Source organism: Pseudomonas canadensis (assembly GCF_030980095.1).
Taxonomy (GTDB): Bacteria; Pseudomonadota; Gammaproteobacteria; order Pseudomonadales; family Pseudomonadaceae; genus Aquipseudomonas; species Aquipseudomonas canadensis.
In genome coordinates this window covers 1,111,735-1,137,058 of the sequence record NZ_CP133298.1, presented here as the reverse complement: position 1 = coordinate 1,137,058, position 25,324 = coordinate 1,111,735, and the positions used below count along the sequence as shown (strand labels likewise).

The 25,324-nt window shown below is 61.1% G+C and carries 26 protein-coding genes; 13 read left to right on the top strand and 13 right to left on the bottom strand.

The window, feature by feature from the left end:
* Nucleotides 1–11 precede the first annotated feature (11 nt).
* Entirely contained in the window at nucleotides 12–1,031 is a 1,020-nt protein-coding gene (rlmF, locus tag RB216_RS05155) for a 23S rRNA (adenine(1618)-N(6))-methyltransferase RlmF (RefSeq protein WP_068937363.1), read from the top strand.
* Between the two features lie 64 nt (nucleotides 1,032–1,095).
* Here the strand turns inward: rlmF and RB216_RS05150 are convergent, their stop codons facing one another.
* Complete coding sequence (locus tag RB216_RS05150) at nucleotides 1,096–1,377, bottom strand: HU family DNA-binding protein (protein WP_003188840.1); 282 nt, start codon at nucleotides 1,375–1,377, stop codon at nucleotides 1,096–1,098.
* 397 nt (nucleotides 1,378–1,774) lie between these two features.
* On the opposite strand from RB216_RS05150, the gene yejK reads away from it, so the two are divergent.
* Together yejK and RB216_RS05140 are read left to right on the top strand one after the other, a co-directional pair.
* The gene (gene yejK / locus RB216_RS05145) at nucleotides 1,775–2,779 is read left to right on the top strand and encodes a nucleoid-associated protein YejK (protein WP_010212893.1); all 1,005 of its coding nucleotides are present in this window, start codon (nucleotides 1,775–1,777) and stop codon (nucleotides 2,777–2,779) included.
* Entirely contained in the window at nucleotides 2,779–3,129 is a 351-nt protein-coding gene (locus tag RB216_RS05140; RefSeq protein ID WP_122686199.1) for a glutaredoxin family protein, read from the top strand. The genes yejK and RB216_RS05140 overlap by 1 nt, the downstream gene beginning before the upstream one ends.
* Nucleotide 3,130: 1 nt before the next feature.
* Here the strand turns inward: RB216_RS05140 and RB216_RS05135 are convergent, their stop codons facing one another.
* From RB216_RS05135 to RB216_RS05115, 5 genes are read right to left on the bottom strand one after another with little or no spacing between them, the layout of a single operon-like run.
* Complete coding sequence (locus tag RB216_RS05135) at nucleotides 3,131–4,108, bottom strand: FecR family protein (RefSeq protein ID WP_308908383.1); 978 nt, start codon at nucleotides 4,106–4,108, stop codon at nucleotides 3,131–3,133.
* Nucleotides 4,105–4,683, bottom strand: coding sequence for an RNA polymerase sigma factor (locus RB216_RS05130; protein WP_028618977.1), 579 nt, complete (start codon nucleotides 4,681–4,683; stop codon nucleotides 4,105–4,107). Before RB216_RS05130 ends, RB216_RS05135 begins: the two co-directional genes overlap by 4 nt.
* 8 nt (nucleotides 4,684–4,691) lie before the next feature.
* Nucleotides 4,692–5,018, bottom strand: coding sequence for a DUF3325 domain-containing protein (locus RB216_RS05125; RefSeq protein WP_122686196.1), 327 nt, complete (start codon nucleotides 5,016–5,018; stop codon nucleotides 4,692–4,694).
* Nucleotides 5,019–6,593: a PepSY-associated TM helix domain-containing protein gene (locus RB216_RS05120; protein ID WP_028618976.1), complete on the bottom strand. Its 1,575-nt coding sequence runs from the start codon at nucleotides 6,591–6,593 to the stop codon at nucleotides 5,019–5,021. It lies immediately after the preceding gene.
* Nucleotides 6,590–6,892, bottom strand: a complete 303-nt coding sequence (locus RB216_RS05115) for a DUF3649 domain-containing protein (protein WP_028618975.1) — start codon at nucleotides 6,890–6,892, stop codon at nucleotides 6,590–6,592. Before RB216_RS05115 ends, RB216_RS05120 begins: the two co-directional genes overlap by 4 nt.
* A 170-nt stretch (nucleotides 6,893–7,062) precedes the next feature.
* Between RB216_RS05115 and RB216_RS05110 the strand changes: the two genes are divergently transcribed.
* From RB216_RS05110 to fecA, 3 genes are all read left to right on the top strand, one after another.
* Nucleotides 7,063–7,551 carry a sigma-70 family RNA polymerase sigma factor gene (locus tag RB216_RS05110; RefSeq protein WP_028618974.1) on the top strand — a complete coding sequence of 163 codons (489 nt, stop codon included), beginning with the start codon at nucleotides 7,063–7,065 and terminating at the stop codon, nucleotides 7,549–7,551.
* Nucleotides 7,548–8,489: a FecR domain-containing protein gene (locus RB216_RS05105; protein WP_068937365.1), complete on the top strand. Its 942-nt coding sequence runs from the start codon at nucleotides 7,548–7,550 to the stop codon at nucleotides 8,487–8,489. Before RB216_RS05110 ends, RB216_RS05105 begins: the two co-directional genes overlap by 4 nt.
* A 91-nt stretch (nucleotides 8,490–8,580) precedes the next feature.
* On the top strand, nucleotides 8,581–10,917 hold the full coding sequence (fecA, locus tag RB216_RS05100; protein ID WP_122686189.1) for a TonB-dependent Fe(3+) dicitrate receptor FecA: 2,337 nt from the start codon (nucleotides 8,581–8,583) through the stop codon (nucleotides 10,915–10,917).
* Here the strand turns inward: fecA and RB216_RS05095 are convergent, their stop codons facing one another.
* Complete coding sequence (locus RB216_RS05095) at nucleotides 10,918–11,790, bottom strand: LysR family transcriptional regulator (protein ID WP_028618971.1); 873 nt, start codon at nucleotides 11,788–11,790, stop codon at nucleotides 10,918–10,920.
* A 106-nt stretch (nucleotides 11,791–11,896) separates the two neighbouring features.
* Between RB216_RS05095 and RB216_RS05090 the strand changes: the two genes are divergently transcribed.
* Nucleotides 11,897–13,411, top strand: a complete 1,515-nt coding sequence (locus RB216_RS05090) for an MFS transporter (RefSeq protein ID WP_308908382.1) — start codon at nucleotides 11,897–11,899, stop codon at nucleotides 13,409–13,411.
* Nucleotides 13,412–13,465: 54 nt separating this feature from the next.
* Here the strand turns inward: RB216_RS05090 and RB216_RS05085 are convergent, their stop codons facing one another.
* On the bottom strand, nucleotides 13,466–13,876 hold the full coding sequence (locus RB216_RS05085; protein ID WP_028618969.1) for an HPF/RaiA family ribosome-associated protein: 411 nt from the start codon (nucleotides 13,874–13,876) through the stop codon (nucleotides 13,466–13,468).
* Nucleotides 13,877–14,088: 212 nt separating this feature from the next.
* Nucleotides 14,089–15,036: a LysR substrate-binding domain-containing protein gene (locus RB216_RS05080; protein WP_028618968.1), complete on the bottom strand. Its 948-nt coding sequence runs from the start codon at nucleotides 15,034–15,036 to the stop codon at nucleotides 14,089–14,091.
* 137 nt (nucleotides 15,037–15,173) lie between these two features.
* Between RB216_RS05080 and RB216_RS05075 the strand changes: the two genes are divergently transcribed.
* From RB216_RS05075 to RB216_RS05065, 3 genes are all read left to right on the top strand, one after another.
* Nucleotides 15,174–16,550, top strand: a complete 1,377-nt coding sequence (locus RB216_RS05075; RefSeq protein ID WP_028618967.1) for an L-serine ammonia-lyase — start codon at nucleotides 15,174–15,176, stop codon at nucleotides 16,548–16,550.
* Nucleotides 16,551–16,612: 62 nt separating this feature from the next.
* A complete protein-coding gene (locus RB216_RS05070; RefSeq protein WP_068937370.1) occupies nucleotides 16,613–17,902 on the top strand; it encodes a serine/threonine transporter in 1,290 nt (429 codons plus the stop codon).
* Nucleotides 17,903–18,120: 218 nt separating this feature from the next.
* Nucleotides 18,121–18,435, top strand: coding sequence for a DUF3509 domain-containing protein (locus RB216_RS05065; protein WP_028618965.1), 315 nt, complete (start codon nucleotides 18,121–18,123; stop codon nucleotides 18,433–18,435).
* Here the strand turns inward: RB216_RS05065 and RB216_RS05060 are convergent.
* A complete protein-coding gene (locus RB216_RS05060; RefSeq protein ID WP_016978246.1) occupies nucleotides 18,432–18,920 on the bottom strand; it encodes a phosphate-starvation-inducible protein PsiE in 489 nt (162 codons plus the stop codon). The genes RB216_RS05065 and RB216_RS05060 overlap by 4 nt on opposite strands.
* A gap of 274 nt (nucleotides 18,921–19,194) precedes the next feature.
* Here RB216_RS05060 and RB216_RS05055 point away from each other — a divergent pair, with 274 nt between their 5' ends.
* Nucleotides 19,195–19,455, top strand: a complete 261-nt coding sequence (locus tag RB216_RS05055; RefSeq protein WP_016978245.1) for a YebG family protein — start codon at nucleotides 19,195–19,197, stop codon at nucleotides 19,453–19,455.
* Between the two features lie 89 nt (nucleotides 19,456–19,544).
* On the opposite strand, the gene RB216_RS05050 is transcribed toward RB216_RS05055, so the two are convergent.
* Complete coding sequence (locus RB216_RS05050; RefSeq protein ID WP_068937371.1) at nucleotides 19,545–20,258, bottom strand: dienelactone hydrolase family protein; 714 nt, start codon at nucleotides 20,256–20,258, stop codon at nucleotides 19,545–19,547.
* A 247-nt stretch (nucleotides 20,259–20,505) separates the two neighbouring features.
* Between RB216_RS05050 and RB216_RS05045 the strand changes: the two genes are divergently transcribed.
* Nucleotides 20,506–21,813, top strand: coding sequence for an acetamidase/formamidase family protein (locus RB216_RS05045; RefSeq protein ID WP_122554853.1), 1,308 nt, complete (start codon nucleotides 20,506–20,508; stop codon nucleotides 21,811–21,813).
* Between the two features lie 8 nt (nucleotides 21,814–21,821).
* Here the strand turns inward: RB216_RS05045 and RB216_RS05040 are convergent, their stop codons facing one another.
* Nucleotides 21,822–22,841, bottom strand: a complete 1,020-nt coding sequence (locus tag RB216_RS05040; RefSeq protein ID WP_028618962.1) for a Leu/Phe/Val dehydrogenase — start codon at nucleotides 22,839–22,841, stop codon at nucleotides 21,822–21,824.
* A gap of 187 nt (nucleotides 22,842–23,028) precedes the next feature.
* Between RB216_RS05040 and RB216_RS05035 the strand changes: the two genes are divergently transcribed.
* Nucleotides 23,029–23,832 (top strand): SirB1 family protein, encoded by an 804-nt coding sequence (locus RB216_RS05035; RefSeq protein ID WP_068937373.1) that lies wholly within the window; start codon nucleotides 23,029–23,031, stop codon nucleotides 23,830–23,832.
* Here the strand turns inward: RB216_RS05035 and RB216_RS05030 are convergent.
* Nucleotides 23,829–25,196, bottom strand: coding sequence for an MFS transporter (locus RB216_RS05030; protein WP_308908381.1), 1,368 nt, complete (start codon nucleotides 25,194–25,196; stop codon nucleotides 23,829–23,831). The genes RB216_RS05035 and RB216_RS05030 overlap by 4 nt on opposite strands.
* Nucleotides 25,197–25,324 lie beyond the last annotated feature (128 nt).

The following is a 25,324-nucleotide window of genomic DNA, read 5'->3' as shown; positions in this document are numbered from 1 at the left end:
CGACGTAGCCCATGACCGCCCCCAGCACGCCAAAACCTCCGCGCAAGAAGCCTAAAACCGCCGCCACGGCCAAGCCCGTCGCGCCGCGCAAAGAGGCGACATTGCACCCACGCAACCGCCACACAGGTCGTTACGACTTCCCGGCGCTGATCAAGACCACGCCGGAACTGGCGAAATTCGTGATCATCAACCCGTACGGCAAGGAAAGTATCGACTTTGCCAGCCCGGATGCGGTGCGGGTGTTCAATCGAGCGCTGCTGAAAGCCTTCTATGGCATCCAGCACTGGGACATTCCGGCCGACTACCTGTGCCCACCGGTGCCGGGGCGTGCGGACTACGTGCACTTCCTGGCCGACCTGCTGGCCAACACCAACGACGGCAAGATCCCGCGCGGCTCTATCGTCAAGGTGCTGGACATCGGCATGGGCGCCAACTGCGTCTACCCGCTGATTGGCTACATGGAATACCGCTGGAACTTCCTGGGCTCGGAAGTCGACCCTATCGCCGTGGCCGCAGCCAAGGCCATTGTGCAGTCCAATGACCTGAGCAAAGTCATCCAGCTGCGCCAGCAGAGCAATCCCAAGCAGATCCTGCTGGGCCTGCTGGAGCCGGGCGAGCGTTTTGACCTGACCATGTGCAACCCGCCGTTCCATGCGTCCATGGATGAAGCCACCAAGGGCAGCGAACGCAAGTGGCGCGCCCTCGGCAAGGCGGACCCAAAGCGCAAGTTGCCGGTGCTGAACTTCGGCGGCCAATCGGCCGAGTTGTGGTGTGAAGGTGGTGAAGCGCGTTTTGTGACGCAACTGATTGCCGAAAGTGCGCACTTTGCCCATAAGGTGCTGTGGTTCAGCACCCTGGTGTCGAAAGCGTCGAACTTGCCCGCGATCGAGACGGCCCTGAAAAAGGCCGGCGTGCTGGAGAGCCAAGTCGTGGAAATGTCCCAGGGCCAGAAGCAGAGCCGGTTTGTGGCGTGGACTTTCCAGACCAAGAACGAGCAACAGATCTGGCGCCAGCGCTGGGTTCGCGACTGACAAATAGCAGGCAACAAAAAACCGTGCCCGGATCGCTCCGGAGCACGGTTTTTTTTGCTGCGTCTTACTTGTTAACAGCGTCGGTCAGGCCTTTGGCCACAACCAGCTTGATAACTTTCTTGGCAGCGATTTCGATGGCGGCGCCAGTCGAAGGGTTACGGCCAGTACGGGCAGGACGCTCGGTCACTTTCAGTTTGCCAACGCCTGGCAGAGTGATTTCGCCGCCGTTTTCCAGCTGGTCAGCAACAACTTGGCTCAGTTGGTCCAGCAGAGCGCGCACGGTGGTTTTCGGTGCGTCTACTGCTTCAGCCAGGTCAGCGATCAGTTGGTCTTTAGTAATAGCCATTGTGGTGTTCCTTCCCTATCAAATTCATATGGATTGCAGAGTGCAGTGTCAGCCGTCGAGCCCGACCGTCATGGCCTGGCCCCCCCCGGCTATAACCACGGAGATCGGGGTTATAGATGCTTGAAACGGGGATTGGTTCGACCTGACAGATGCTGAATGCACGCTTATCGCCGAGACTTGGCGTAAGACGGGGCAAAACTAGCACAGAGACGGGGAAATATCCGCTTCTACCTACCCATTTGGTCAGCTTTATCGCTCTAAACCGTGAAAAAAAGGCATATAGCCCGTCGGAGGGCGGCCAAAACACCCTTCGAAGCCCGTCTCGGCCAATGGTGCGGTACACTTGGCGACTTTTCGGGGAGGCCCACCGCTCCCCGCTCAACCAGCCGAGAAGCCTATGCCGATCCGTCATTGCATCGTCCACTTGATCGACAAAAAACCCGACGGCACACCTGCAGTTCTTCACGCCCGCGACTCCGAGCTTGCCGAATCGGCCGCCATCGAGAACATGCTTGCCGACCTCAACGAGAGCTATAACGCCAAGCAAGGCAAGGCCTGGGGTTTCTTCCATGCCGAGTCCGGCGCGCACCCGTTCAGCGGCTGGTTGAAGGAGTATTTCGACGGTGGGCAGGACTTCACCACCTTCAGCCGCACGGCGGTCGAGCACCTGCAGAAGCTGATGGAGGAGTCCAACCTCTCCACCGGCGGCCATGTACTGTTCGCCCACTACCAGCAAGGCATGACGGACTACCTGGCCATCGCCCTGCTGCACCACAGCGAAGGCGTGGCGGTGACCGACGAGCTGGACGTGACCCCCTCGCGCCACCTGGACCTCGGCCAATTGCACCTGGCGGCACGTATAAACGTGTCCGAGTGGCAGAACAACAAGCAGTCCAAGCAGTACATTTCCTTTATCAAGGGCAAGAACGGCAAGAAGGTCTCGGAGTATTTCCGCGACTTCATCGGCTGCCAGGAAGGCGTCGACGGCCCGGGCGAGACCCGCACCCTGCTCAAGGCGTTCAGTGACTTCGTCGAAAGCGAAGACCTGCCGGACGAGTCCGCCCGCGAGAAAACCAAGACCCTGGTGGACTACGCCAGCAGCCAGGCCAAGCTCGGTGAACCGATGGGGCTGGAAGAATTGTCAGGGTTGATCGATGAAGATCGGCCTAAGGCGTTCTATGACCATATCCGCAACAAGGACTATGGCCTGTCGCCGGAAATCCCGGCGGATAAACGCACGCTCAACCAGTTTCGCCGTTTCACCGGTCGCGCCGAGGGTTTGTCCATCAGCTTTGAGGCGCACCTGCTGGGCGACAAGATCGAATACGACGAAGCCGCCGGCACCTTGATCATCAAGGGCCTGCCGACCCAACTGACTGACCAGCTCAAGCGCCGCAACTGATGCTCGGCGGGGTCTTTAAAAAAGTCCTGCTGGTGTTGCTGGTCGTGGTGGTGATCCAGAACTGGGGCAAGATCGAACGGGTGTTCAACCCTTCACAAGTGGCGCCGGAGCACGTACGTGCTTCAGCGCGTGTGGTGCTCTACTCGACCGAGTGGTGTGGTTACTGCAAGCAGATCCGCCGGTTCCTGGACCAGAAAGGCATACCCTACCAAGCGTTCGACATCGAGAAAGACGCCCAGGCGCGCAAGGCGTATGAGGCGCTGGGGGGCGCAGGGATTCCGTTTGTGGACGTGAACGGCACGCTGATTCGCGATTACAACCCAGAAAAAATCATGGCGGCGCTGAAGTAAATCAGCGCACCACGATCATCCGCCCCAATAATGTGTGCTGCTCAAAGCCGAGCACGGCCTGCAACGCATTCAACACCGCTTGCGGGTCCTTGCTCGGGAAGCTCCCGCTGACGCGCTTGGCGCCCATCTCTTCGTTGAGCAACAGGATGCGGCCGGGGTAGTAGCGACCCAGGTCCTTGACCACGTCCGCCAACGGCGCCTTGTAGTAGTTGAGCCAACCGTCGCGCCAGGCCAGGCGCGATTCACTGTCTACCGCGTGCAGAGGGTCCGCAACACCCTCGGCGTAGGCCACTTGCTGACCCGCTGTAAGAATTTGCTGCTGGCCCTGTTTGGACGGCGTCACGCCCACCCGCCCGGACAACACCGTCACCTGAGCGCCTGCCGGTTGCAGGCGCACTTCGAATTGCGTCCCCAGCACCCGCGCCTCACCGCTGCCCGCCTCCACCACAAAGGATTGCCCGGTGTGGGTCACGCTAAAAAAACCGGCACCTCGACGCAACTGGATGTGGCGCTCGCCACGGCTGAAGTCCACGGCAATGGCGCTGTCAGCATCGAGGGTCACCTGGGATTGATCGGCCAGCGTGACGGTTTTGACTTCACCCGGCGCCGTCACGTAGTCGGCACCGAGATCATCGACCCAGCGTGACGGCTGCCAGCCGGCCCCCATGGATACCATCAGCAATAGGCACGCAGCCATCGCCAAGGCGCCGGACCAACGCACCACCCGTGAACGCTTCGAGGTGGTCATCGCATTGAGGTAGCCCTGCAACGCCAACGCCTCTTCATCCGCCAGCTGGCGTGCCGGCACTTCGCTCAATTCCCAGAGCACCTGGGCCTGGGAATAGGCCTCAACGTGCGCCGGATCAGCCCGCAACCACTGACTGAAAGTGGCTTGGTCGCCACTGCTGGGCTGATCATGCAATAGGCTCAGCCAGGCCAGTGCGGCTTGTTCCTGGGCGGGCGTGGGGGTGGCGTTCACGTTGCTTTCCCTGGCGTGCGTGGGGGCGATGGTTCGCGAAGGCTGGCTTTGCAGGCTTCAAGGGCACGCATCATATGTTTTTCCACGGCACTTTGGGACAGGCCCATGACCTTGGCGATTTCCGCGTACTTGCGACCGTGAATGCGGTTGAGCAGGAAAATCTGGCGCGTGCGCTCGGGCAGGCTGCGCAAGGCGGCTTCGACGTGGCGCAGGTCATTGCCGGCTTCCAATGCTGCCTGGGGTTCGGAACCTTGGTTGTCTTGCTGTTCGGGCAGCCAGCCTTCACTGCTGCGCACCCGTGCACCTTCGCTGCGCAGGTGGTCGATGGCGATATTGCCGGCGCAGCGCAGCAGGTAGGTGCTGAGCTCCTCGACCTGCACCAGCGGCCGGCGCCAGAAACGCAGGAATAGGTCCTGCACCAGGTCGGCCGCCGTGGCGCGACACCCCACGCGGCGACTCACCAAGGCTTCCATCTGCGAACGCTGGGATAAAAACACCTGCAGGAAATGCGCACGCCCACCTGCCGCGTCAGCGTGCTGGCTGTCCTGGGATTCGGGTGGCGTGCTGATCATCATGGGCGGGCTCAGAGGGTGGCGAAGGCTGCAACAGGACTGGCGAGCAGACCAATGCCCGCCAGGATCAAGGCCAGCCTTGGCCGGTACGGCAACAACAGCACCAGCAGCAATGCGCTGAGCATCAACACGGCGCACCACTCCACCAGGCCCTGGCCCCAACCGGCGACATCCACCGCCGGCCAGATCGACACCACCAGCAGCAACCAACCGATCACCCGCAAACCCAGGCGCCGACGAGGCGTGGGTTTGCTGTGCAGCAACTCGCCGTGGTGACGGTCAGTGGACAGGCAGAGTGCGGTGAACCCGGCGTAGCACATCAGCAGTGCGAGCAGCATTCAGTTCGCCTCCTGCTTCAGCGCCAGCGGGCGTGCGCGCTGAGCTTTAGGCGCCGGCGCGGTGCGACGCTGCATCTTCCAGGCGGCCCAGCCAAGGAATACGCCGCTGGCCAGACAGGTCAGATCAAAGCCAGCCATGGCCCAATCGCCGGTTGCCAACGAAACACCGAGGTGGTGCGATGTGGTCAACGCGTTGAGCAGTGGAATGGCGATAAACAGCAGCGCGCCGAAGCTCAGTTGCTCGACCCAACCCTGGCGGCCACGACGCAGGATCGCGTGCAACAGACTCAGGCCCCAGGCAATAAAGAAGGTTTGCACTTCCCAATCGGAACGGTCGGCAAAGCTCACCGGCAATAAACGGTTGGCCCAGAAATATGCGGCGATGGCGATCATCAACCCGGACATGCTGGCGATGTTCAGCACTTCCACCAAGCGCAACTCAAACGGCATTACCGCAGCCTTGGCATGTTTGAGCTGACGCTTGCCGAGCCAGATCACCAGCCCGGTGCCGATCATTGCCGTGCCCGCCAAGCCACAGATGAAGTACAACCAGCGCAACACCGGACCGGCGAAATGGCCCATGTGCAGGCCGTAGAAACTGCCGCCGATGGCTGCCGGCAGCGACTGCCCGCCATTCACCCGCACCAGCTCGCCGGTGGTGCCATTGAAGGAAACGGTGCTGCCGAAATCGTGCACCACGCTATCGGAACCCGCGCGAAACACATTGACCGAGGCGTTCATATCGGCGGGATTATTGACCGCCACGCGCCCCACATGGCCACCTTCCCACTGCGCCCGCGCTTGCTCGTACATCGGCACCAGCGGTAACAGTTTTCCAGGCTGGCCCAGCGCCGGCGCGTTGTTGGTGTTCGGGAATACCTCGCTGAAAAAGGCGCGGGTGTCGCCGCCATAGGAAGCAAGAATCGGCGCCGGCATCACCATGCTCATGAAGATCACCAGGCTGCTGTAGGTGATCATCAAATGGAACGGCAGCACCAGAACTCCCACCGCGTTATGCCCGTCGAGCCAGGAACGCTGGCCTTTGCGGGGCCGGAAGGTGAAGAAGTCCTTGAAGATTTTCTTGTGAGTGATGATGCCGGTGATCAAGGCGACGAACATCACCATCGCGGCAATCGTCGACAGCCAGCGGCCCCACGGGTGAGGCATTTGCAGCTGGAAGTGAAAGCGGTAGAAGAAATCGCCGCCCATGCTTTCACGGGCTTCCACAGCCTGGCCGGTAACAGGGTCGAGGGTTTTCTGGATGAAATTGCCGCGTCGGCCGGGGTCGACTTTGTCTTGCCACATCACCGACAAACCAGGATCGCGGCTGTCTGGCAGAGTGATAAACCAACGCGCAGCGGTCGGCGCGACTTGCTGCAGATAGGTCTGGGCGACCGTCAGGCTGCGCGCATCGTCCAGCGGATGGGCCTGCACTTCAGGCTGCATCCAGTGGCTGATCTCATCCTTGAAATACGCCAAGGTGCCCGTCAGGAAAATCGCAAACAGCAGCCAGCCAAAGATCAGCCCTGCCCAGGTGTGCAACCAGGCCATGGCCTGGCGGAAACCCTCTTTCATGTGCGTGCCATCCAGAAGCCCACACCCGCCAGGGTGGCAAATACCGCGCTTGGCAACATCACGCCAAACCAGGCGCGGGGTGCGCTGCGGCAGGCGAAACACCAGAGCACGGCGAGCAGGTAGAACACAAATGAACTCATCATCCCGGTGATCACCGCATCGGCGCGCGACGTGGGCATCCATAGCGCCAGGCAGATACTGGCCAGGGAAGCCATCAGATAACCACCCACCACGGCAGCCAGCACGCGCGAGGTGACGGAGAGGCGATAGGAGACAGGCAGCGAGGTTTTGCTTTTCATGCGGGAGGCGCCAGGTTCATCAGGCCGCAATATTAATGATAAATATTCTCATAAGCAAAACAGAACGGATGAAAGACCTGCCCCGACGGATTGCCGAAGCCCGTCGCGAGCCCTACAATGCGAACAATTCTTGTTCTCTAAAGCATGCCGATGCTTGTGGAGTGTTCGCATTGAGCCCGTCCAATACCGTCGAAGTGTTGTACAACGACCATCACCACTGGCTCACCGGCTGGTTGCGACGCAAGCTCGGCTGCCCGGAAAGCGCCGCCGACCTGGCCCAGGACACCTTCATCCGCGTGCTCACCGCGCGAGAAACACCCACGCTGATCGAGCCCCGCGCGTTCCTCACCACGGTCGCCAAGCGCGTGCTGTTCAACTTCTACCGCCGCCAGGACCTGGAGCGCGCCTACCTCGACGCCTTGGCGCAGATGCCCGAGCACGTTGCACCGTCGGAAGAAGAACGCGCAATCATCCTGCAAACCCTGGTGGAGTTGGACCAACTGCTCGACGGCCTGCCCGTCCAGGTGAAGCGGGCCTTTCTGCTGGCCCAACTCGATGGCCTGACCTACGCACAAATCGGCGCTGAACTGGGCATTTCCATCGCCACCGTCAAACGCCACCTGAGCAAAGCGGCCATGCGCTGCTATTTCGCCCTATGAACTTCTCCACCCAAGTCGCCGAACAAGCCGTGCACTGGCTGATGGAAATGCAGCAAGGCGCACTCAACCCACGCCAGCAAGCCGCCTGGCAGCAGTGGTTGAACGCCCACAGCGAACACCAGCGCGCCTGGGACCACATGCAGCGCGTCAATCAGCGCCTGCGCGGCATGCCCTCGCCCCTGGCCCATGCGGCGTTGAATGCGCCAACTTCCACCAGCCGTCGCCAGGCGTTGAAATTGCTGTTGATCCTCGGCGCAGGTTCCGCTGCCGCCTGGAGCCTGCGCCAGCAACATATCCTGCCGCCGTTGATCGCCGATTACCGCAGCCCCGTTGGCCAGCGACGCAAGGTGCAATTGGCCGACGGCAGCCAGTTGCAGCTCAACACCGGCAGCGCGGTGGATGTGCATTTTGATGGCCAGCAGCGGCTGATCCGCCTGCTTGAAGGCGAGATCCTGCTGACCGGTATTGCGGGCAGTACACCGCTGCAAGTGCTGACCGGCCAAGGCCTGCTCACTAGCCAGGCGGCGCGTTTTAATGTGCGGCAGTTCAACGATCACACCCAAATGGCGGTACTCGACGGTCACGTCGAGGTCATGCCCAACACCTACACCGGCCTGCCGCTGAGCGTCCAGGCCGCGCACCAGGTCAACTTCACACGAAAAGGTTGGGACACCCCGCGTGCCACCGACGCCAACAGCGGCGCCTGGGCCGACGGCATGCTGGTCGCTGCCCACATGCGCCTGGAAGATTTCCTCGGCGAACTCGGACGTTATCGCCGTGGCCAAGTCAATTGCGACCCACAGGTGGCCAACCTGCTGATCTCCGGCAGCTACCCGCTGGACGACAGCGAACGCATTCTCGACCTGCTGGAAGTGAGCCTGCCGGTGAAGGTGCGACGCTTCACCCGCTACTGGGTGACCGTGCAGGCACGCGCCTGAAATTAATTCAAAAAACGGTGAGCCGTTTTCCACCCCTCGCGTGACAGAGAAGGAAAGCCACCTTGATCCTTCCTTCTCAGGACCGCTCTTCATGCCCCAGCAACCGACGCTTCTTGCCCGCACCTTGCGCCAACTCCTACTCGGCGCCAGCCTCAGTCTGACCGTGCTGCCCCCGGTGATGGCGGCCGACGCCAAGCCCTATCACATCGCCCCGACGTCGCTGGAAGCTGCACTGAACCAGTTTGGCCGCGAAGCCGGCGTGTTGATCTCCTTCGGTTCCGAAGTGACGGCGGGTATGCAGAGCAGTGGTTTGTCCGGCAACTACAGCGCCGCGGACGGCCTGCAGAAACTGCTTGAGGGCACCGGCCTGCAAGCCCGTGCCGAAGGCGACAATGCCTACAGCCTGCAACCGGCCACTGCACCGGCCAGCATTGAGTTGGGCACCTCCAGCGTGGTCGGCGACTGGCTGGGCGACGCGGCGCAAACCAATGTGTTCGAACACCCCGGCGCCCGCGATGTGATCCGCCGTGAAGAGTTCGAACGCCAGGGCGCCACCCAGGCCAAGGACGTGCTCAACCGCATTCCCGGCGTCAACGCCCCGGACAACAACGGCACCGGCAGCCACGACATGGCACTGAACTTCGGCATTCGTGGCCTCAACCCACGCCTGGCGTCGCGCTCCACGGTGCTGATGGACGGCATTCCGGTGCCGTTCGCGCCCTACGGCCAGCCGCAGCTTTCCTTTGCGCCGATCAGCATGGGCAATATGGACGCGGTCGACGTGGTGCGCGGCGGCGGTGCGGTGCGCTACGGCCCGCAGAACGTCGGCGGCGTGGTCAACTTCGTGACCCGCGCGATCCCGGATGCGCCCACGGTCAAAGGCGGCTTGCAGACCGAAACCAGCCCATCCTCCAGCCACGACGGCTTCAAGACCACCGGCAACCTGCTGGCCGGCGGCACCGCCGACAACGGCCTGGGCGGCGCGATTCTGTACTCCGGCACCCGTGGTGGTGACTGGCGCGAGAACAGCAACACGCGCATCGACGACCTGATCCTCAAGGGCAAATACCAACTGGATGACGCCAACAGCTTCAACGCCATGGCGCAGTACTACGAAGGCCAGGCCGATATGCCGGGTGGCTTGAACGTCGCGGACTACAAAGCGGATCCCTACCAGTCCACCCGCCCCTACGACAAATTCTGGGGCCGCCGTACGATGTTCAACGTCGGCTATCGTTATGAGCAGGACCGCCGCGAATTCACTGTGAACAGTTTCTTCACCAAGACCTTGCGCAGCGGTTACTTGGACCAGGGCACATTCCTCTCGTTGTCCCCGCGTGAATACTGGGTGCGTGGCATCGAGACCCGCTTCGCCCAAGGCTTTGACTTGGGCCCGACCAGCCACGAAGTGGGCGTCGGCTACCGATACATCAACGAGGCCGGCCACGAGCTGCGTTACCGCACGCCGATTGCCGCCAACCAGCAGATTCCCACTACCAACAGCCGCAACGACCGCGACACCCGTGGCGGCACCGAAGCCAATGCGTTCTTCATCGATGACCGGATTGATATCGGCAAATGGACCATCACGCCTGGCGTTCGCTACGAGATGATCGAGTCCCAGCAGACCAACAACCTGACCAACGTCAAATACAAAGGCGACTACAACACCGCGCTGCCGGCGCTAAATGTGCTCTACCACCTCACCGACAACTGGAACCTCTACGCCAACACCGAAGGTTCGTTCGGCAGCGTGCAGTACAGCCAGATGCCGAACCGCGTGACCAGCGGCGAAGTGAAACCGGAAAAAGCCCGTACCTGGGAATTGGGTACCCGCTACGACGACGGCACCTTGCGTGCGGAAATCGGCGCGTTCCTGATCAACTTCGACAACCAATACGAAAGCAACCAGACCAATGACTCGGTAATTGCCCGTGGCGAAACCCGTCACCAGGGTATCGAGACCAGCATCAATTACGCGCTCGATGGTTTGAGCCCGGCGCTGGCAGGGTTCGATGTGTATGCCACCTACGCCTACGTCGACGCCACCATTCGCGAAGACGGCCCGAACAAAGGCAACCGCGTGCCCTTCTCCTCCAAGCACAAAGGCACCCTCGGCGTGGGCTACACCGAAGGCCGCTGGAAGCTCAACCTGGACAGCAGCTACCAGAGCAGCCAGTTCGCCGACAACGCCAACACCGAGAGAGAAACCGCCGACGGCGCCAACGGACGCATCCCTGGCTACATGCTGTTCAGCAGCCGTGCGGCCTATGACTTCGGCCCGCAGCTGTCGGACTTGAATGTGGCAGTGGGTGTGAAAAACATCTTCAACACCCAATACTTCACGCGCTCGTTCGACGATAACAACAAGGGCAAATACGTGGGCGAGCCGCGCACGGTGTATGTGCAGACGTCCATCGCGTTCTGATCAACTGCCCGCCAGGCAGGACGGGGTGCCGGCCACCAACGCGTCGATTGCACAACGCGTCTTGGCCGGCATGTGCGTGGCCGTCGGCCAGATGACATGGATCGGGGCGGGTTGCTCACGATAGTCAGGCAGCACCGCCTGCAATTGCCCACGCAGCACGTAGTGGGCAATCAACCAACTCGGCAACCAGGCCAGGCCCACACCCGCGATGGCGGCATCGGCCACGGCCTGCAGGTCATCCATCATCAGCGGTGAAGCCACTCGATTGCGGTGCGGGGTGTTGCTGCGGTAGGCGATGCCGCGATGGCCGGCAAGGTCTTCGATGCATGCAATCGGCCCGACGCGCTGCAAGTACGTCGGTGAAGCCGCCAGCCCCACCGACTGCTCGCCCAGGCGCCGTGCGCTGAGGCGGTCAGTATCGGGTAACGGACCGATCCGCACGGCGATATCGAAGCCCTCCTGGGCCAGGTCCACCAACCGGTCGGCGAAGCTGATCTCGATCTCCAACTGCGGATAACGCGCCATCAAGCCCCACAGCGCGGGCGCCGCATAGTGGTGCCCGAAAGCCAGCGGCAGGCTTGCCCGCAAACGCCCGCGAGGCAGTTGTCGGCCGCTTTCCAGTACCGACTCGGCGGCCTCCAGCTCAGCCAGCGCGCGCAAACAATGTTCGTAGTAAGCCTGGCCGTCCTCGGTCAACCGCTGGCGCCGGGTAGAACGTTGCAACAGGCAGGTGCCCAAGCGCGCCTCGAGTCGCGCAAGGCCCTTGCCCACGGCGGAGCGCGTCAGGTTCAGCCGTTCGGCGGCTTCGGTCAGGTTGCCGCTCTCGACGATCTGCAGAAAGAGTTCGACACCGTCAAAACGTGGCGTGGTCATGGTGCGGTTTGTCGCCCTTGATTCCCTTATGAGTGGAAAACTTATCACGAATAAGGAACTCGATTCCCCTGAAAATAGCCCGATACCCTATCGACAGGAGAGTCCCATGCCACCCGCCGTCACGTTATCGGTCGCCAATACCCGGCGCACGGCCAGAAACGGTCTTGCGCTGACCGCCGTGTGCCTTGTCGCCCTGATGTTCGGCCTGGAAATTTCCAGCGTGCCGGTCATCCTGCCGACCCTGGAAAACCAATTGGGCACTGGATTCCAAGACGCCCAATGGATCATGAACGCCTACACCCTGGCTTGCACCAGCGTACTGATGGCTGCCGGCACACTGGCCGATCGCTTTGGCCGCCGACGCATGCTGGTGCTGTGTCTGTGGGTGTTCGGGTTGGCCTCCCTGGCCTGTGGGCTGGCGAACAATGCCACCACACTGATCGCGGCGCGTTTCGTCCAAGGCATCGGCGCCGGGGCGATGATGATCTGCCAGTTCGCGATCTTGTCGCACCTGTTCCGCGAACCGGCGGCACGGGCGCGGGCGTTCGCGATATGGGGCGTGATTGCTGGAGTGGGCCTGGGCTTTGGGCCCATCGTGGGGGCGTTGATCCTGGCGGTCGCAGACTGGCGCTGGGTGTTCCTCGTACATGTACCGCTGACTCTGTTCACACTGGTGCTGCTGCGGATCAGTGTGCAGGAATCGCGGGATCCCGCTGCACATCACCTCGATATCGCGGGCATGCTAACCCTGACGCTGTCGGTGTTTGCGCTGGTCTATTTCATCACCCAGGGTACTGAAAACGGCTTTGGCACACCGCCCATGCTCGGCTGGGCGGGCTTGGCGGTAGCCGGGCTGCTGCTGTTCATTGTTGTCGAGCGGCGTAGCCCTCACCCAATGTTCGATTTCTCGGTGTTCCGCATCCAGCGTTTCAACGGCGCACTGATGGGTTCGATCGGCATGAACTTCAGTTTTTGGCCGTTCATGATCTACTTGCCCTTGTACTTCCAGGCTGGGCTTGGTTACGACACCGTGACCACGGGCGGCGCCTTGCTCGCCTACACCTTGCCCACTTTGCTAATACCTCCCGTGGCCGAGCGCCTGGCCCTGCGTTACGGTGCCGAGCGCGTCATCCCGTGTGGACTGGGCTTGATGGGCGCAGGCTTCCTGAGCATGGCCGCCGCCAATGCGGTGGCGCAACCGAGCATCGTGCTGGTGCTGATCAGTTGCATCATTGCAGGGGTGGGATTGGCGCTGACCAACTCCCCCACCACCAATACCACCACCGGTGCAGTCTCGGCCGACCGTGCGGGCATGGCGTCAGGCATCGACCTCAGCGCACGATTGATTACCCTCGCACTCAACATCGCGTTGATGGGGTTGGTGCTGCTGTTGGGGATCAGCCATCAGTTGGCAGCTGTACTGCCCGACAGCTCTGTGCTGGAGTGGCCGGCCATCAGCCAGAACATCGCGGCGGGCAAGCTGGGAGCATCAGTGGGTCCGGCATTCACCGATGCCCAGGCAGCCCTGCGACATGGCATCGGTTGGGCCATGCTTTACGCGGGCCTGGGTGCAGGTGGGTTGGCGTGGTTGAGCAGGTATTTCTTCCGACGCAGCCAGTAAACGAAAACGGGCCTGCAAATGCAGGCCCGTTTTTAGTGGAGCGTGAGAAAACTATCAGCCGTTGAACACGGCGCGTTCTTTTTCCAGAAACTCCTGCTCAAGCTCATCTTCGTTGACTTTGGTGGTCGGCTGACTCTTCCCGGCAGCGCGTGGCTTACCTTGCAGTCTGCCGAACAGATGTTCCAACGCATGGTCCAGCTTGGTCGCCGCACCGTCGATCGCCTGTTCCAGGGTATCGGCCTTGTGCAGTACCGACACTGGCTGATGGCCTTTTGGCCGCGCTTCCAGGCGGCAACTTAAATCGTGGGGACCGGGCTTGTCGCCGTTCTCATCCCGCAGGTAGACCTCCACTCGGGTCAGGTCTTCCTCGTAACGTTCGAGCGTGCTCTCAATGGTAGTACGTACCCACTCCTCCAGTCGGATGCTGCTTTCAATATGGTTATCGCTATTGACTTGGATTTGCATAGTTCTTCCCTTATTTCAGCTAGCTCGCGAGAGGTCACAACTGCAACACCGGGTCGGTGAAACCATGACCTCTTGACTACACAATTGAGCAGTCAGCAGAACAATTCAACCCCTTTGCAAAGATAAATCCCACATTACAAATTAAGTCTGACTACGAGCAAAAACGCTGTTAGGGTAGGGAGTTAGTTACATGTTCTTACGCCCAGCCAACCTCACAATTGCCCCTCTCCCAACGGGTGCAATCCGCGGAAAATCCCCGCCTCTTCAACCAGCCAATCATGCACCGCGCGCACGCCCGGATGGCTCAGTGCGCCTGGCGCATACAGCAACACGTAACGTTTGTGGTTAGGCACGGCCAGGCCGAAGGGCACGATCAAGGTGCCACGCTCCAGCTCATCGTTGAGCAAGGTGCGCCGCGCAATGGCCACGCCCATGCCGGCGATCGCGGCTTCGATAGTCAGGTGGTTGCGGTTAAAGGTATGGCCACGGCGCACGTCGGCATGGTGATAGCCGATAGCATTCAGGTAAAACTCCCACTCGGCGTACTCATAACTCCCACGCCAGGCAGTGATGTCGTGCAGCAGTGGGAAATGCACCAGGTCGGCGGGGCCATGCAGCGGTGGCCGGCCGCGCAGCAGGCTCGGAGCGCAGACCGGAAAGATTTGTTCGTCCAACAGGGCTGTGGATAACAAGCCAGGGTAGCTGCCGTCGTTCAAGTCGATGGCCAGGTCGAAGTCGCCCTCATGCAAGGCGATGCTGCTGTCCTCGGCGACCATACGCAATTGGATATCCGGAAAGCGCTGCTGCAAACGCGGTAACCGAGGGGTCAGCCACTTGCCGAGAAACGACGGGATCGAGCGCAGGCGCAGGGTGCCGCTGATCATTCCCGCGTCCAGGCGCTGCAACTCCGCGGCGATGCTGCCATAGGCCTCGCCCACCGTTGTCGCCAATCGCTGTCCCTCTGCACTCAGCTCCACCCCCCGCGCGCGCCGATGAAACAAGCGGAATCCCAAGCGCTCCTCCAACTGGCGGATCTGCTGGCTTACCGCGCCCGGCGTGATGTGCAGTTCCTCGGCGCAGCGGGTGAACGACAAATGCCGCGCAGCACAGGAAAAAACGTGCAGCCAGACATACGTCTGGCCATGAATGGGCCGGGTCATAGTGTTTAGTCCTGCTAAAGGGTGTCTTAGGATAATTCGTTGGTCAGTGCCGATCCAGAGGCTCAGTATCGCGCCAATTCCGCTCGCTCTACAAAACATGGCAGCGATTTCTACTCCATTGCTTGTAAGGCTTTAGCATGGCTATCAGTGTTTTCGATCTATTCAAAGTGGGCATCGGCCCTTCCAGCTCCCACACCGTCGGTCCGATGCGGGCGGCGGCGACCTTTGCCCAGGTCCTGATCGACCAACACCTGCTGAGCGACACTCGCCGTGTAGAAGTGCGCCTGTACGGTTCGCTGTCCGCCACCGGCGTCGGCCATGCCACCGACCGCGCCTGCGTGATGGGCCTGATGGGCGAATGGCCGGACCGGGTCGACCCCACCTCGATCAACGCACGCATCCAGCAACTGCGCGAATCCGGCCGACTGCTTCTCGCAGGTCAGCAGGACATTGCCTTCAACTGGAAGCACGATCTCCTACTGCTGGACGAAAGCCTGCCCTACCACCCGAACGCCATGTCCCTGCACGCGTACGGCGAAAACGGCCTGCTGAGCGAGCAAACCTATTACTCCATAGGCGGCGGTTTCATCATCGAAGCGGCGGAAGCGGCCTCGGGCATTGCGCCGACCAGCGATGTGGAATTGCCCTACGACTTTTCCAGCGCCGTAGAACTACTGGCCTTGTGCAACAAGCACGGCCTGCGGGTTTCCGAGCTGATGATGGCCAACGAACGCGCGTGGCGCAGCGACGCCGACATCCGCAGTGGGCTGTTGCACATCTGGTCGGTAATGCGTGAATGCGTGGAGCAGGGCCTGCGCGATGAAGGCATCTTGCCAGGCGGCCTGGACGTGCCCCGTCGCGCGGCGAAATTGCACCGCAGCCTGCTGGAAATCGGCAAGCCGAATGTCATCACGTCGACCCTGTCGGCCATGGAGTGGGTCAACCTGTTCGCCCTCGCCGTCAACGAAGAAAACGCGGCCGGTGGGCGCATGGTCACCGCACCGACCAACGGCGCGGCAGGAATCATCCCGGCGGTGCTGCATTACTACATGAAGTTCAACGCCGACGCGTCTGACGACGATGTGGTCAATTTCTTCCTGGCCGCCGCCGCCGTCGGCATCCTCTGCAAGAAAAACGCCTCGATCTCCGGCGCCGAAGTCGGCTGCCAGGGCGAGGTCGGTTCGGCGTGCGCCATGGCCGCTGCGGGCCTGGCCGATATCCTTGGCGCCACCCCCGAGCAACTGGAAAACGCCGCCGAAATCGGCCTGGAACACAACCTCGGCCTCACCTGCGACCCGGTCGGCGGCCTGGTGCAAGTGCCGTGCATCGAGCGCAATGCCATCGCAGCGGTCAAGGCGATCAACGCGACGCAAATGGCCCTGCGCGGTGACGGCAAACATTTCATTTCTCTCGACCGGGTGATCCGCACCATGCGTGATACCGGCGCCGATATGCATGACAAATACAAAGAAACTTCACGGGGCGGCCTGGCGGTCAGCTGGGTGGAGTGCTGATCGGAGCACTTCTACCCGCCCCCTACGTGAGCCCGCGCAAAAATAATAACGAGGCAATACCGATGACCGATGTACGTACACCTGCTGCTGAAAATCCTGCTGCTACAGCAACAACCGTGACCACCGGCTGGACCAAACACGACACCACCTGGATGCTGGGCCTCTACGGCACCGCCATCGGCGCCGGCACGTTGTTCCTGCCGATCAATGCCGGCGTCGGCGGCTTCTGGCCGTTGATCGTACTGGCCCTGCTGGCCTTCCCGATGACCTTCTTCGCCCACCGTGGGCTAACGCGCTTTGTGCTGTCAGGCAGATCCGGCGACATCACCGAAGTGGTCGAAGAGCACTTTGGCGTCGGTGCGGGCAAGCTGATCACCCTGCTGTATTTCTTCGCCATCTTCCCGATCCTGCTGGTGTACAGCGTGGCGCTGACCAACACCCTGGGCAGTTTCATGGAACACCAACTGCACATGACCGCACCGCCTCGGGCGATCCTGTCGCTGGTGCTGATTCTTGGCCTGATGGCCATCGTGCGCTGCGGCCAGGGCGTGATCGTCAAGGCCATGAGCGTGCTGGTGTATCCATTCGTCGCGGCACTGCTGTTGCTGGCCGTCAGCCTGATCCCCAACTGGAACGGCGCGTTCTTCGCCTCCGCCGGTGATGGCATGCCCATGCCGCTGTTCCTCAAAACCCTATGGCTGGCGATTCCGGTGATGGTGTTTTCCTTCAACCACTCGCCGATCATCTCCGCCTTCGCCGTCGACCAGAAACGCGTGTACGGCGCACAGGCCGAGCGCAAAAGCAGCGGCATCCTGGCCACCGCCCACGGCATGATGGTGCTGACCGTGATGTTCTTCTGCTTCAGCTGCGTACTGGCACTGTCGCCAGCTGACCTGGCAGCGGCCAAGGCGCAGAACATCTCGATCCTGTCCTACCTGGCCAACCACTTCCAGACCCCAGTGATCGCCTACGCCGCGCCGTTGATTGCGCTGGTGGCCATCACCAAATCCTTCCTCGGCCACTACATCGGTGCCAGCGAAGGTTTCCAGGGCCTGATCGTCAAATCACTGCGCGGGCGCAACCGTTCGATGTCGGCCAAATGGCTGGAACGCTGCACGGCGCTGTTCATGGTGCTGACCTGCTGGGCCGTGGCCACCTTCAATCCAAGCATCCTGGGCATGATTGAAACCATGGGCGGGCCGATCATCGCGTGCCTGCTGTTCCTGATGCCGATGTATGCCATTCGTCGCGTGCCATCCTTGCGCCAGTATTCAGGCCAGGTGTCGAATGTATTTGTCGTAGTGATTGGGTTGATTGCGCTGTCTGCGATCGTTTTCTCGGTACTGCCCTGAAATAGATCACCCAACAAAAAGGCGAACCTCGGTTCGCCTTTTTCATGTCCCGCAATAACGGCTCGGCGCCTTATGCGGCACGGCCTTTGCTGTACAGCTGTGGAGGGAAACGGACCTTGTGAAAACCTCAGCGACGGAGTGGCCGATGGTCAGGAGACGCGAACTAATCCCGACACCGGTCGTCAATGACTGCATGTTCTTATCAGGCGGTACGCACCATGGACAATCCTTTTCAGATCATCACCGACACGTTCACCCCTGAATACCGCGTCAACTTGAGCATACAACGGCTGGACGGCAGCATCATGCTGACCCTCTCCAACGAACAAGGCGTAGTGGCCAAGCGCATGATCAGCGCCGAACAGCGCAATGATCCAGAGCGCCTCAAACGCCTGGTGCAAAGTATCCAGTTCGGTATTGCCATCGAGCAGGGCCACAGCGCCATGGAGATCCTGGCGGTGATGACGGATGGCGATCACAAGGTCCTGCAGCGACCGCCCACCCGCGCCCTGCCGTTCAGCGTTGGGCTTTAAAGTTCGCCCTTCTCGGTTTCCAGGCTCGCCTCGCCCTTGCGACGCGGGCCTTCGACCTTCACCGAAGGGAACGCCGAGGAGGCATAACGCACCACCAGAATCGCGAACGCCAACAGCAGAATCCCACCGCACAGGTAGATGATTCCCACGTCCGGCGGGTTGTGGTGCGACACGTTGGAGATCAATAGGCGCGTCAGCGCGGTGATCGCCACGTAGATCAGGAACCGCACCGGCATGTGGTTGGTCTTGAAGTAAATGCCGACCATCGCACCCAGCTCCAAATAGATGAACAACAGCAAGATGTCATCGATCTTGATGTGCCCGTTCTCCAACATCCCCAGAAACTCCATCACCGCCGCCCAGGCCGTCACCGCACCAATGGCGAACAACGCCAGGTAGTGGAACGACTCGACGAACAGATTCCCCAGGGACTCGGCCAGCCCGTGCACTTGCTGGCGTAGCCTTTCGGCCCAATTGATCTTCACGATGATGCTTCCTTAGGTCGACTCGACCGGATAATGCGGGTTGGACGTGACGGTTGTTCTGCATGCAGAAAAAAGGCCAGGGGCAGGTATGAGATGGTGGCGGGGTGACATGAGGCACTCCAAACCTGTATTTACGGGCTACATTAAAAAACTGCTATCCAAACGCGATGGTTTGGCTTAACCTTTTTACTGTATATAAATACAGCTATCCAGAAACACCCGAACACAAGGGCTACTCCCCTTCACTACTGCACCCTGATGACGAGGCCAAAAAATGGCTGTTGAAACCCTGTATCGCAGTACCCGCGACTTGGAGACTACATTCGTGGATCGCAAACTTGCCGACGCACACGACCAGATGCTTGAACTGGCAGAGTCTCTGATGGATGTCCTGTTGAAAAACGTGGAAGGCTTGACTGAAAAGCAGGCAGAAGACGCCGGTATTTTCATGGCCAAGAACCGCGCCGCCTTTGCAGCAGCGTTCAAGAACAACGCCAGCGCCCTGGCCGAGATCGGGCAGCCAGAGGCAGAGTAAGGAGGCCGGCCCGCCTCCGTTGATTCAGGGTGAACCAACAGGTTCAGGCAGACCGGCAACTCATAGTTTTACCGAAAGCTATTTACACCTTACGCCTGCCACAGGGTTTTGCCGAAGAAGGTCAACGTGCGGTCCCACGCCAGTTGCGACCACGCGGCGTCGTATTGCGTGTCGGGGATACGGCCGTTGCCGATCGCTGTTTCGTTGGCAAAGGCATGGCGCGCCAGGTAACGGTAGAAGGTAGCGTCCACACCTGCCGCGTGCAGCGTTGACTCCAGCTCCGCGACAGTGTCGATATTGAAAAAAGCATCCTGTGTGCCCCAATGGCCAATCAGCGGTGCTTTGATTTTTGCCGCATCCAGATATTCAAGCGGTGGGAAGCCATACCAGACCACACCCGCAGCCAGCTCCGGAATTGCATTGAGCGCCAACAGCGTCAACGCCCCGCCCATGCAGTAGCCGGTCACGCCCACTTTTTGCGAGTCGGCCTGCAGGTAGCGCACCGCGCCCTTGATGTCCTGGGATACCGCATCGCCAAAATCCAGGCTGTCCATCAGGTGATGGGCTTCTTCCTCTTCCACGGTCGAGGCGCCGCGATAAAGGTCCGGCACCAGCACCCGGTAACCGCACTCGGCCAGGCGGATGGCCACGCCCTTGATCTGCTCGTTCAGCCCCCACCACTCTTGAATCAATACGATGGCCGGCGCCCCTTCCTGCACAGCCGGGCTGGCCAGGTAGCCATTGACCTCGGCGCCGTCCGGACGCTTGAACGTTACGGAATGCGCTGTTGCTTGATTGGACATGAATATTCTCCGCAGCAAGTAGGAAAACGATAGCTGAGCAAGCACCTCAAAGCGCCAGCCCACAGAACCCTATCAGGATTTTTGCAGTTACAAACCCTCCTCTCCCATCGTTATGTACCACTGTGTATTAGCGCACCCGCGCGACATATTCGGGATACAAAACACCGGTCTACTGGGCCTGCCTGAACCTTCCCTGATCAATACGCCGTGACCGAAGGTTCAATCACATAGGACCCGGAGAATAAAAATGCACCACTCAGCACCGGTTGATCGCCTGATCGTCAACACCTACACCAATGGCCTCATCGGCCCCAGCCAGAAGATGCTCGGCCCGCTCGCCGATGGCGGCACGCTTATCACCGGTACTCCGCCGGGGTGTTGGGGCCCAATGATCACGCCCGCATTTGAGGGTGGCCATGAGGTGACTCAACCCGTATTCATCGCCGGCGCAGAGGTCGGTGACGCCGTGGCCCTGAAGATCAAACGCATGCGCGTGACGTCTCTGGCCACTTCGTCCGGTGTCATGCGTTTTGTTGAGGGGCGTTATCATGGCGATCCCTTTGTCGCCAAGTTCTGTTCCAACTGTGGGCAGGAGCATCCCGCCAGCCATGTCGACGGCATCGGCGCCGACGCCATTCGTTGCAACGCCTGCGGGGCGGAGGTCAGCGCATTTCGTTTCAGCCATGGCTACGTCATCGTGTTCGATGCCGAGCATCAGCTGAGCCTGACCGTGAACCAGTTGGTAGCCGACCGCCTCGCCGGCCAGGCACCGGATATGGCGGCGTTGCCGCAGATGTCCGCCCAGCATTCGATTCTGTCCCTGGCCCGCGCCGATATCCCCGGCCTTGCCGCGCACATGCGGCCGTTCCTGGGCAATATTGGCACCACGCCTTCACGGGATCTGCCGGACTCCCACAACTGTGCCGACTTCGGTCAGTACCTGGTCGGCGCGCCCCATCGCTACGGCATGACCCATGACCAACTGCATGCCGCGAAAACCGACGGGCATATGGACACTAACTCGGTACGTGAAGGTTGCGTGCTGATTTGCCCGGTGAGAGTCCCCGGCGCCGGGGTTTACATGGGCGATATGCACGCCCAGCAAGGCAACGGCGAAATTGCCGGGCATGCCACCGATGTATCGGGTGAAACCGAACTGACCGCCCATGTGATCAAGGGGTTGTCACTCGACGGCCCGATCCTGCTGCAAAACCTTGATGACCTGCCGCCCATGGCTCGTCCGATGACTGCCGAGCAACGGTTGCATGTCAAGGCATTGGGCGAGCGCTGGGGGCAGTTCGAGATAGAAGACAACGGACCCATTACTTTTATCGGCAGTGGCGCCGACCTCAACTTAGCGACGGAAAACGGCCTGGAGCGCGCAGCGGCCGTCACGGGCCTGTCGATGGATGAGGTGCGCAACCGCGCAACGCTTAACGGCTCGATTGAAATCAGTCGGCTGCCGGGGACCGTCCGCGTCACGCTCCTGTGTCCGATGCACATTCTGGACCGCATGGGGGTCGGCTCACTGGTGCGTGAGAAGTATCAACTCTGATCGGTGTATCAGCGGTACAGCAAACGCTCGGCCAGCTCATCCGCCACCCGTGCGGGTGAGCGTTTTTCCGCCTGGGCGTGAGCGAAGATCTCGGTGAGGCGCGTGCCAATGTTGGACAGGTGCGCGGTAATCGTTGGCAGTTCCGCTCCGCCGTGCTTCAGCGCGACGTAGATCAGGCCACCGGAGTTGATCACGTAGTCGGGGGCGTAGAGGATGCCGCGTGCCTCCAATTGATCCGCGTTGTCCAGATGAGTCAATTGCGCACTGGCAGAACCGGCCACAGCGGCGCAACGCAATTGGCCGACGCTCTGGCGGTTGAACACGGCGCCGAGGCCACAAGGCGCAAGGATGTCGCACGGCGTGCTCAGTAACGCGTCGTTGGCGATGGGGTGCGCGCCCAACTGCTCCATGGCCAGTTGCACCTTGCCGTGGTCGATGTCGCTTACCAGCAGTTCGGCTCCGGCGGCATGCAGTTGTTCGGCCAAGGCGTAGCCCACATTTCCCAGCCCTTGGATGGCCACGCGCAGGCCTTCGAGGTTGTCGCTGCCCAGGCGCGCCATGGCGGTGGTACGGATGCCGGCGAACACGCCCATGGCGGCATGGGGCGATGGGTCGCCTGCGGCGGTGGTGCTGGTGACATAGCGGGTATGCTGGGCGATGCAATCCATGTCCGCCACTGAAGTACCACTGTCGACGGCGGTGATGTAACGGCCGTCGAGTTGCTCAACGCATCGACCAAAGGCTTCAAATAATGCGGCACGGCTTTCTACGTGGCCGGGACGCAGGATCACGGCGGTGCCCCCGCCCACCGGCAAACCGGCCAAGGCCGCCTTGTAGCTCATGCCTTGGGCCAGGCGCGCGGCATCGGCCACGGCACTTTCGTCGTCGGGGTAGGAAAGGTAGCGACAGCCACCGAGGGCAGGCCCCAGGCGGCTGTTATGGATAGCGATGACCGCCTTCAGCCCGGTGGCCGGGTCGACGCTCAAGTGCAGCGATTCAAGGCGGGTGCTGTGCATGAGAGCAAACATCGTCAAGCTCCCGAATCACTTCTGGTAGTGGGCCAAGTATAGGCTTGCGGCAGAAAACTGCCGGACCAGGCTGGAATAAGCCGTCCGATTTCACAGGTCTTGCGACATAAGCACGCAGGATATTTCCCAAGCCACTGGACGAAAATTCCCAGCAAGGCTAAAACGGGGGCATCTGCCGGAGAATGCAATGAATCCCCGCAAAGCTTTTTTCGCCTGCCTGGAACGCTCCCCACCCGCGCTGTTTGAAGCGGCGTTGTGGATTGCTGCCGAGCATGATCCGGCCGTGAAGCCCTTGCAGATCCTGCAGGAACTGACCTTGCTGCAACAACAGGTGAGCCTGGGCATGCCGCTGTTGCCGGCGGATGAACTGGGCCAGCCGCTATTGCGGCGCTTGAATGACCTGGGATTTGCCCAGGATGAATTCACGCCCTTGCGCCCCGCCGCAGCCCTGCTGGACAAGGTCTTGCAGCGCAAACGCGGGCAACCCCTGGCCATGGGGCTGATCGCCATTGAGCTGGCGCGCCGCCTGGAGATCCCCATGGTCGGCGTGAATTTCCCCGGCCATTTCCTTTTAAGAGTCCCCGGCGCCGATCACCTGCTGGATCCCTGCGGCGGCCGGCGCCTCTACCCGAACGATTGCCGCGACCTGTTGCAGCGCCAATACGGCCCCAACCTCAAGTTGCAAGCCGATCACCTCCACACAGCCGACCCGCGTTCGATCCTGCAACGGTTGTCACGCAACTTGAGGCAATTGCACCTTTCCAACGACGCCCCACTCCAAGCCCTGATTGACGCCGAACGCGTGCTGGAACTGGGCAACGCCAGCGCCGCCGATTACCTGGCACGTGCCAGCCTGTATCAGCGCCTGGACTGCCCCAACGCCGAACGCTTCGACCTGGAACACGCGCTGATGCTCAGCGAAGATCCGATCCAACGCCTGCGCCTGACCGAACGCCTGGGCCACCTGCCGCCCAACTCAGTGGTGCACTAAGCCTGCGGCGCTTTGAGAATATCCCCAGACAGCGGGCTCTTCGGTCCTTCAGCACCCGGCGAACGCACCTGAATGATCAACAACGCTGCGATCACCGCCGGTATCGCACAGAAAAAGAAAATCTGCTGCACCGGAATATGCATCGCCAGCAACATACTGCCAAACAGCGGCCCCAGGATTGAACCAAAACGCCCCACGCCCAGCGCCCAGCCCGTTCCGGTGGCGCGCACGTGTGCCGGGTAGAAGTTACTGGCGAAGGCATTGAGGGTCAGTTGACCACCGATGATGCAAAACCCGGCCGCGAACACGCAGGCCACCAGGTAACGCGGGTTGTCATGGTTCAGGCCGAGCAGCAGGGTGCACACCGCAGCCGCGGCCAGCACGCCGGACAACAGCCGCACTTTGCTTTTCAAGCGGTCGGCGAACCAGGCCATGCCGATGGCGCCCAAGGTGCCGGCGAACAGGAACATCGAAGTCACCAGATTGGCTTCTTTCAACGCCAAGCCACTTTCCAACAGCAGCGACGGCAACCAACTGATCATGAAATACAGCAGGATCAAGCTGACAAAAAAGGTCGCCCAGATCAGCAGCGTCGGGCGCGCGTAGCCGTTGCGAAACAGTTCCACCACCGTCAGTTTGCTGCCCTGCTCCTGCGGGTTTTTGGCCTCGGTCGCTGCCGGTGGTTGCCAGCCCGGCAGCATGCGTGACGTAACGCTCTGCAGCCGAGCATAGGGCGGCGCATCACGCAGCAAACGCGGCAAGGATTCCGGCAACAGCCACACCAGAAACGGGAACAACAGCAACGGCGTCACGCCACCCGCCAGGAACACCGCCTGCCACCCGAAGCCTTCAATGAAACCCGCCGCCACAAACCCGCCGGCTGCGCCGCCGAACGAGAAGCCACACGCCGCCAACGTCACCATCAACGTGCGCAGGCGCGGCGGCGAGTATTCCGACATCAAAGCCATCGCGCTGGGCATCGCGCCGCCCATGCCGATGCCGCAGATAAACCGCGCGGCCATCAGCGTGTTCAGCGAATTGGCAAATACCATCAGCACCGTAAGCGTGGCGTAGATCAGTACGCAGCCAAGCAGGATGCGCCGCACGCCGAACCGATCCGCCAGCGGCGTGACCAGCAACGACCCCAAGGTCAGCCCCAGCAGGTTGGCGCTGAACACCGGGCCGAATGCAGCCTTCTCCAACCCCCAATCCTGGGCCAGCGCCGGCACCACGTAACCCAGCACCTGGGCGTCGTAGCCGTCGGTCACCAGCAGCAGCGCCAGCAACAAGAGAATCAACCACTGATAACGCGACACCGGACGGGCGTCGAGTGCCGCGCGAAAGCTGACAATCTGATTGTGCATCGCAAGGTACCTTTGATTTTATTTTTATGGTCTAGCGCAACTGTGTAGGAGCCGGCTTGCCGGCGATGGCGGTGAATCAGGCAATGATTGATCGACTGAAATAACGCTATCGCCGGCAAGCCGGCTGC

Coding starts and splice junctions, on each gene's coding strand:
- RB216_RS05120 (WP_028618976.1), bottom strand. CDS start 6,593: ATGAAAGAGGGTTTCCGCCAGGCCATGGCCTGGTTGCACACCTGGGCA.
- yejK (WP_010212893.1), top strand. CDS start 1,775: ATGCCGATCCGTCATTGCATCGTCCACTTGATCGACAAAAAACCCGAC.
- RB216_RS05080 (WP_028618968.1), bottom strand. CDS start 15,036: ATGACCCGGCCCATTCATGGCCAGACGTATGTCTGGCTGCACGTTTTT.
- RB216_RS05125 (WP_122686196.1), bottom strand. CDS start 5,018: ATGCTGCTCGCACTGCTGATGTGCTACGCCGGGTTCACCGCACTCTGC.
- RB216_RS05140 (WP_122686199.1), top strand. CDS start 2,779: ATGCTCGGCGGGGTCTTTAAAAAAGTCCTGCTGGTGTTGCTGGTCGTG.
- RB216_RS05070 (WP_068937370.1), top strand. CDS start 16,613: ATGACCGATGTACGTACACCTGCTGCTGAAAATCCTGCTGCTACAGCA.
- RB216_RS05030 (WP_308908381.1), bottom strand. CDS start 25,196: ATGCACAATCAGATTGTCAGCTTTCGCGCGGCACTCGACGCCCGTCCG.
- RB216_RS05040 (WP_028618962.1), bottom strand. CDS start 22,841: ATGTTTGCTCTCATGCACAGCACCCGCCTTGAATCGCTGCACTTGAGC.
- fecA (WP_122686189.1), top strand. CDS start 8,581: ATGCCCCAGCAACCGACGCTTCTTGCCCGCACCTTGCGCCAACTCCTA.
- RB216_RS05150 (WP_003188840.1), bottom strand. CDS start 1,377: ATGGCTATTACTAAAGACCAACTGATCGCTGACCTGGCTGAAGCAGTA.
- RB216_RS05095 (WP_028618971.1), bottom strand. CDS start 11,790: ATGACCACGCCACGTTTTGACGGTGTCGAACTCTTTCTGCAGATCGTC.
- RB216_RS05050 (WP_068937371.1), bottom strand. CDS start 20,258: ATGTCCAATCAAGCAACAGCGCATTCCGTAACGTTCAAGCGTCCGGAC.
- RB216_RS05075 (WP_028618967.1), top strand. CDS start 15,174: ATGGCTATCAGTGTTTTCGATCTATTCAAAGTGGGCATCGGCCCTTCC.
- RB216_RS05035 (WP_068937373.1), top strand. CDS start 23,029: ATGAATCCCCGCAAAGCTTTTTTCGCCTGCCTGGAACGCTCCCCACCC.
- RB216_RS05085 (WP_028618969.1), bottom strand. CDS start 13,876: ATGCAAATCCAAGTCAATAGCGATAACCATATTGAAAGCAGCATCCGA.
- RB216_RS05065 (WP_028618965.1), top strand. CDS start 18,121: ATGGACAATCCTTTTCAGATCATCACCGACACGTTCACCCCTGAATAC.
- rlmF (WP_068937363.1), top strand. CDS start 12: ATGACCGCCCCCAGCACGCCAAAACCTCCGCGCAAGAAGCCTAAAACC.
- RB216_RS05130 (WP_028618977.1), bottom strand. CDS start 4,683: ATGATGATCAGCACGCCACCCGAATCCCAGGACAGCCAGCACGCTGAC.
- RB216_RS05105 (WP_068937365.1), top strand. CDS start 7,548: ATGAACTTCTCCACCCAAGTCGCCGAACAAGCCGTGCACTGGCTGATG.
- RB216_RS05090 (WP_308908382.1), top strand. CDS start 11,897: ATGCCACCCGCCGTCACGTTATCGGTCGCCAATACCCGGCGCACGGCC.
- RB216_RS05045 (WP_122554853.1), top strand. CDS start 20,506: ATGCACCACTCAGCACCGGTTGATCGCCTGATCGTCAACACCTACACC.
- RB216_RS05055 (WP_016978245.1), top strand. CDS start 19,195: ATGGCTGTTGAAACCCTGTATCGCAGTACCCGCGACTTGGAGACTACA.
- RB216_RS05115 (WP_028618975.1), bottom strand. CDS start 6,892: ATGAAAAGCAAAACCTCGCTGCCTGTCTCCTATCGCCTCTCCGTCACC.